7 protein-coding genes and 1 pseudogene are annotated in these 6,245 nt (G+C 72.3%); 1 reads left to right on the top strand and 7 read right to left on the bottom strand.

Features of this window, described 5'->3' with window-relative positions:
* On the top strand, positions 1 to 516 hold a 516-nt coding region (locus GEV28_RS41800), incomplete at its 5' end, for an amidohydrolase family protein (RefSeq protein WP_291419855.1).
* Here GEV28_RS41800 and GEV28_RS41795 read toward each other — a convergent pair.
* The 7 genes and pseudogenes from GEV28_RS41795 to GEV28_RS41765 form a co-directional block, all read right to left on the bottom strand.
* Positions 513 to 1,664, bottom strand: coding sequence for a metallophosphoesterase (locus GEV28_RS41795; protein ID WP_291419853.1), 1,152 nt, complete (start codon positions 1,662 to 1,664; stop codon positions 513 to 515). The genes GEV28_RS41800 and GEV28_RS41795 overlap by 4 nt on opposite strands.
* Before the next feature lie 310 nt (positions 1,665 to 1,974).
* On the bottom strand, positions 1,975 to 2,916 hold the full coding sequence (locus GEV28_RS41790) for a hypothetical protein (RefSeq protein WP_291419851.1): 942 nt from the start codon (positions 2,914 to 2,916) through the stop codon (positions 1,975 to 1,977).
* Positions 2,917 to 3,035: 119 nt separating this feature from the next.
* Entirely contained in the window at positions 3,036 to 4,277 is a 1,242-nt protein-coding gene (locus tag GEV28_RS41785; protein WP_291419849.1) for a styrene monooxygenase/indole monooxygenase family protein, read from the bottom strand.
* A 48-nt stretch (positions 4,278 to 4,325) separates the two neighbouring features.
* On the bottom strand, positions 4,326 to 4,922 hold the full coding sequence (locus GEV28_RS41780; protein WP_291419847.1) for an ATP/GTP-binding protein: 597 nt from the start codon (positions 4,920 to 4,922) through the stop codon (positions 4,326 to 4,328).
* Entirely contained in the window at positions 4,897 to 5,271 is a 375-nt protein-coding gene (locus GEV28_RS41775) for a DUF742 domain-containing protein (RefSeq protein ID WP_367115297.1), read from the bottom strand. The genes GEV28_RS41780 and GEV28_RS41775 overlap by 26 nt, the downstream gene beginning before the upstream one ends.
* 53 nt (positions 5,272 to 5,324) lie before the next feature.
* Positions 5,325 to 5,768, bottom strand: coding sequence for a roadblock/LC7 domain-containing protein (locus tag GEV28_RS41770; protein WP_291419845.1), 444 nt, complete (start codon positions 5,766 to 5,768; stop codon positions 5,325 to 5,327).
* Positions 5,765 to 6,245: pseudogene (locus GEV28_RS41765) on the bottom strand (hypothetical protein); the annotation flags it as partial. The gene GEV28_RS41770 and the pseudogene GEV28_RS41765, both read right to left, overlap by 4 nt.

Genomic DNA, 6,245 nt, shown 5'->3' with positions numbered 1-6,245 from the left:
CACGTGTTCTCCGACGCGGACGAGCCGGCCGCCGCCTCGCTGGCGGCGCGGATCGCCGCGCAGGGCGTGTTCGTGGCCACGACGCTCGTCCACCTCGACGGCCTGCTCGCGGCGAACCCCGGTGGCCCCAACAGTCTCGCCGCCGCGATGGTCGCCACCCGCGCCATGCGCGAGGCGGGCGTGCCGCTGCTCGCGGAGACGGACGCGAACCCGTTCGCCCCGGTCCACGGAGAGAGCACGCACCGCGAGCTCGAGCTGCTGGTCCTGGCCGGCCTGGCACCGACCGAGGCCCTGGCCGCGGCGACGAGCCTTCCCGCGCTCCACTTCGGACTGTCCGACCGCGGTCGCGTCGCGCCGGGCCTCGCGGCGGACGTGGTGCTCGTGGACGGCGACCCGACCACGGACATCACCGCCACGCAAGCGGTTGCCGGCATCTGGCGCCGCGGCACCCGCCTGCCGAGCCCCCCGACCGACCCGATCACGACCACCCGCACCGATGTCCGGCCACGCTCCTAAGAGGACAGTAAGGTGACGACGGCGATGTCCGGCGGCGCGCCGACCCGCAGCGGCGGCCCGTAGAAACCGGCCCCGCGGGTGACGTACAGCTGGGTGTCGCCGAGGCGGGACAGGCCGGCGGTGGTCCCCTCGAGCGCCTTGACCAGCAGGGTGAACGGCGCGATCTGACCGCCGTGCGTGTGGCCGGACAGCTGCAGGTCCACCCCGGCCGCGGCGGCGTCCTCGAGCACCGCGGGCTGGTGGGCCAGCAGCACCAGCGCCCGCGACCGGTCCCAGCCGCGCAGGGCCTTCGCCACGTCGGGACCCGGCTCGTCCTCCAGTTCGGCACCCGGGTCGAGCACGCCGGCCAGCTCGACCTCGCCTCCGTTGTGGACGATCGTGGTGCGCTCGTTCAGCAGTGGCCGGACGCCGAGCGTGCGAACGTGGTCGACCCATTCGGTGTAGCGGTAGTGGTACTCGTGGTTGCCGGTGACGAAGAACGTGCCGTGCCGCGAACGCAGGTCACGCAGCGGCTCGGCGGCGTCGGCCAGGTGGTCGAGCGTGCCCTCGACGAGGTCGCCGGCGATGGCCACCAGGTCGGGCCGCTGGGCGTTGACCAGGTCGACCACGCGCCGGGTGAACGACCGGCCGAGCAGGGCGCCGAGGTGCAGGTCGCTCACCAGCGCGATCCGCAGGCCGTCGGCCCTCGTGTCCAGCCGGGGCAGGCGGATCCGCACGGTGACGACGCGCGGGTCGCCGAGCGCGGACGGCATGCCGACGCCGACCGCGGCGGCCGCGGTCACCCCGGCGACCGCGGCCGCTCCCCTGGCCAGGAACGCCCGGCGGGAGACGCCGCCGGCGCCCGGGTCGCGGCGAACCCAGGGGCGCAGGGCCAGCCGCGGGATCTCCACCACCAGCGTGGCGAGCGCGAGGTAGAAGAACGCGCCGAACCAGATCCAGCCCGGCCAGGCGAACCAGCCGGCGACGGCCGGCGGGGTGCGGGTGCCGAGCCAGAGGGCGGCGACCATGAACAGGTCGAGCGCCACGAGCAGACCGGTGACGACGCGGCGCGGCGTGCCGGGCGCCATGGCCGGCTTGACCAACCGCCACCACACGAACACGTGCAGCAGGCTGAGCGCGATCGACAGGGGTGCGTGGTAGAAGGGCATCGCCGCTCATCCTGGCGGCCCCGCGGCCGCGGGACATCCGCCCCCGGGCGGCTTCCGGTCTACGCCGCCGCACGTACCGAGCGGGCCGCGCGGGCCCGATCCATGACGGTTATCGGAGGATCGAAAGATTGACGTCACACTTGCTTGCGCATCGATTCCGTCACTGCGATCGTGGATTTCAGCAGGCACAACCCGTTCTGACTTCGAACCTCCCTCGGCATCGGCGCGCGCTTCTCCAATGCGGCACGCCTACCGCCTGCCGGGAGACGCGCCCGGAGCGTGTCCGTCCACGCTCCGGGCGCAAGCACTCTCAGGCTTCCGGGTCGAACAGCTTCGTCGCGAACGCGTTGTACCGCAGCCGCCCGCTGATCTCGGCGAACCCGCGCGGCGTGATCTCGAACCGGCGCCCCGGGCGGACGTCGAGCATGCCGGCGTCGCCGAGTCGCGCCACCTTCGAGCTCACCAGCCCGCCGGGCAGCCGCACCTCGTCGCGCAGTGCCTCGAACCCGACCGACGTGCGGTCGGCGACCACCAGCAGCACCCGCAGCGTGGTGTCCTCGGCGAGCCTGCGGAACGTCTCCAGGAACAGGTAGGCGCCGTGCCTCGGCCGCGACCGCAGCCAGAGGCCGGACTGGTCCTGGAGGATCAGCCGCAGCTGGTTGGTCCCGGACCGCGGCAGCGGCAGCCCGTCCACGTCGGTGAACCGGTGCCGGAGCGGGCGCAGGAACGACAGCGCCGTGGCCACCAGGGTGAGGTCGCGGATCTCGCCGATCGGGCCCGGCTCGCCCGCGCGCTCCGCCCCCTGGAGGAACACCGACGTCGTGGTCACGACGAGCACCGCCCGCCGGCCCGGCACCATGCGCGGCGCGAGGCAGGTGCAGTCGCCGCCCTCGCGTGGCGGGTGCCGCTGGTCGGCGACGGTCACCGGCAGCGTGGCCAGGCACCGGCCGCGCTCGGGCGGCACCAGCCGGCGGATCCGGCCCAGCCGGCGGAGGTCGGGCTGCCCGGCGAGGCGGTCGAGCACCACCAGGTACAGCACGACCGTGACGCCGAGCGCCCACCAGACCGGGATCAGCACCGCGAGCAGCCCGAACCCGACGACGGTCAGCCCGACCACGCCGAGGACCATCCGGCCGGACGTCCCGAGCCAGGAGAACCGTCGCGCCACCAGCGTGGTGACCCCCCACCCGACGACCACCAGCGCGACGGCGACCCAGACCGCGGGTCCCCGCCCGAACACGTCCGCGATCATGGCCCTCCTCCCGAGTGAAGGACACTAGATCATCGGGAGGGGACCGGTCCCGGTCGTGACCGGACGGTTGCCGTAACCGGCCGACCCGCAACCATCCGGTCACGGTTCGGCGGGCCGGTTCAGCTGGCGGCGGCGGTCGCGCTCGCCAGGAAGGCGGCGGCCTTGTCCGGGGACATGAACCAGTGCTGGAAGTCCGTCGGGTCCGCGAAGCCGTTCACGAAGCGCTTGGCCACCGCCGGGATCTGGCCGGCCGCGCCGATGAGCTCCAGCACGTGCGGGGGCGGCGGCGCCAGCATCGCGTTCGTCCAGTCGGTCACGTGCCGCGCGTACGTCCAGTACTTCTCGAACGTCGACTCCATCCACGCCCGGTCGAACGCGCCGTCGCCGCGCGCCAGGATCTCCTCGAGGTACAGCGCCGCGCAGTGGCTCGCGTTGTTCGAGCCCTGGCCGGTGATCGGGTCGTTGGCCACCACCACGTCCGCCATGCCGAACACCACCGCGCCGGACGGCAGCTCGCCCACCGGCCGGCGCACGACCGGGGTGTAGCCGCCGGCGAGCGCGCCGCCCTGGTCGGTCAGCTCCGCGTTGCGGGACCGCTCGTACTCCCACGGCAGGTAGGTCCGCATCAGCTCGAGGATCCGGCGCAGCTGCTCGTCGGGCGACGGCCGGTCGGTGAACACGTCCAGCGGACCACCGGGGATCCCCTCGAAGAACAGGATGTCGCAGTTCCCGGTCACCGTGTAGCACGGGATCATGAACAGCTCGCCGACCTCGGGGATGATGTTGAACCGCACCGCCTTGAAGTCCGGGTGCTCCGGCCGCGTCTCGACGCCGTCGCAGTACACGAGGGACAGTGCGCGTTGCGGTGTGGTGTACGGGGAACGTGACGGGTCCCGGTCGAACAGCTGGACCAGCTCGCCCTTGCCGGCGGCCATGACGGTCAGGTCGTACATGGACGCGAGCTTGTCGAGGTCGGCCGTCGTCACGCCGTGGATGACCAGCTGGCCGCCGCGCTCCTCGAACAGCTCCAGCCAGCCGGCCATCTTCACCCGCTGGTCGACCGACTGCCCGTACTCGTCCATCTTCTGCACCCAGTCGAGCATCCGGCTCCCGTCCGGCGCGGCGATCGACACCCCGACCCCGTCGAACGGGATCGTCTCCTCCTCCCAGAGGTTGAGCCCGTGGTCGCGCTCGTGCTGCAGCGCGGGCCCGAACATGCCCTGCGTCGACATCACCCGACCGTCCCGGATCTCCTCCGGGGTCCGGGCCGACATCACCGTCACCTCGAAGTCGTGTTCCAGCAGGGTCAGGGCGAGCTGCAGGCCGGACTGGCCTGCCCCGACGATCAGCACCTTGCGCATGTTCTCTACTGCTCCTCCGGTGGGGACGACGACAAGGACAGGCCCGGGCTACCCGGGCGCGGTGACCGTGGCCAGTGCCAACGAATGCGTGACGACCGACCGCAGCACGCCGATCGACGACCCCCGGTCGCGGGCGTCGCACTCGATCAGCGGGATGTGCTCGGCCAGCGCCAGCGCGTCGCGCACCTCGTCGAGGTTGTGCTCGGGCTTACCCTCGAACCGGTTCACCGCGACGACGAACGGCAGCACCGAGTCGTGCTCGAAGTAGTTCACCGCGGCGAAGGACTGGTCGATCCGGTTGGTGTCCACGAGCACGACCGCACCCAGCGCGCCGCGGGACAGGTCGTCCCACAGGAACCAGAACCGCGACTGGCCCGGCGTGCCGAACAGGTACAGCAACAGGTCGGACTGCAACGTGATCCGGCCGAAGTCCATGGCCACCGTCGTGGTCGACTTCTTGTCGCCCGGCGGTAAGTCGTCGACGCCCTCGCTGGCCTCGGTCATCCACGCGTCGGTGTTGAGCGGCTGCACCTCGGAGACCGAGTTGACCATGGTGGTCTTGCCGACCCCGAACCCACCGGCGATGACGATCTTCGCGGATATCGTCAGCAGACCCGAGTCAGACGGGAAGCTGCTTGAGTCCATCGAGGATCCTCTCCAGGACTTGCGGATTGTTCTGGTAGGCGTAGGCCGTGGGGTGGATGAACACCGCGTTCTGCCCGGCGAGATCGCTGATCAGCACCCGGACCACGCCGAGCGGGAGGGTCAGCGTGGCGGACAGCTCCGCGATCGACATGCGCTGGCACGCCCTGGCGTAGAGGGCACGCGACTCGGGCATCAGCGACTCGGCGAGCACCGGGTCGAACTCGGGCACCGAGATGAGGGTCTCCACCAGCAGGTGGTGCCGGGTCCGCGTCCTCCCACCGGTGAGCGCGTACGGCCGGACCCGCTTGCTCCTCATCCTGGTCGTCCTCGGCCGGGCGCCGTTGCGCATGTCTGCGCGTTTGTCGTCGCTGGACACGGTGATCACGTCCTTGGCGGGGTCGGTCATGCCTGAGGCCGGCGCGCGGTCAGGACTCGGCGCAGGTCGGCGCGCAGCTCCGGGGTGAGCGCGTGCCCTGCGTTGGTGACGAACTGCGTCATCTCGTAGGCAACGACCCGCATGTCGCACTCGGGACCGGTCAGCACGGCAAGGCCCGCGCCGGTGCCGATCCCCATGAACAGGAAGTACCCGCGGGTGAGCCGGATGATGATCTGCTCGCAGGCGCCCTTCCCGTACAGCGCGGCGCTGCTGCCGGCGAGGCTGAGCAGCCCGCTCGCGATGGCGGCGAGCTGCTCGGCGTCGTCCGGCCGCACGGCCGCGGACGAGGTGAGCGGGAAGCCGTCGGACGAGGTGATCAGGGCATGGCTGACGCCGTGCACCTTGTCCACGAAGTCGTTGAGCAGCCACGTGATGTCGGTGGTGTGCGGCTTCTCGTTGGCGGCGGTCACGGCGCGGTTCCCCCCGACGGCTGGTCGGGGTCCCGAGCGGGTTCGGCGGGTAACTCCGCGGCGGGCGCCGCGTCCGGACCGGCGGCCGCGCCGGATGCCGACTCGGTCGGGGCGGGAGGTGCCGGGTCGGCCGGCGGGTCGGGGGCGAGGTCCGGGTCGGCTCTGGCGGCGACGTCCGGGTCCACGCCGTCGGGCCACTGGGCCTGCTTCGCGGCCTGCTCCCCCTCGGCGAACGCGTCGAGATCGGCGAGCAGCTGCTCGTGGCCCGCCTTCTCGTCCTCCGGGGCGGTGACCGGCCGCGTCGAGTCGTCGCCGTGGTCGGGGCTCTTGATGCTGCGCGACACCCGGCGCGGCAGGCCGTTGGCGGTGTGCCCGTCGCTCTCGACCATGTCCTGCGGCCGCGGCTGCGGCTGTGGCGGCCGGGTGGCGGTGCGGCCGGCGGCGGCCGTGCGCTTGGGCAGGCCACCCGCGGTGGTG

It is taken from the genome of Actinophytocola sp. (assembly GCF_009379765.1).
Classification (GTDB): Bacteria; Actinomycetota; Actinomycetes; order Mycobacteriales; family Pseudonocardiaceae; genus Actinophytocola.
This window is presented reverse-complemented; position numbering and strand designations above follow the sequence as displayed.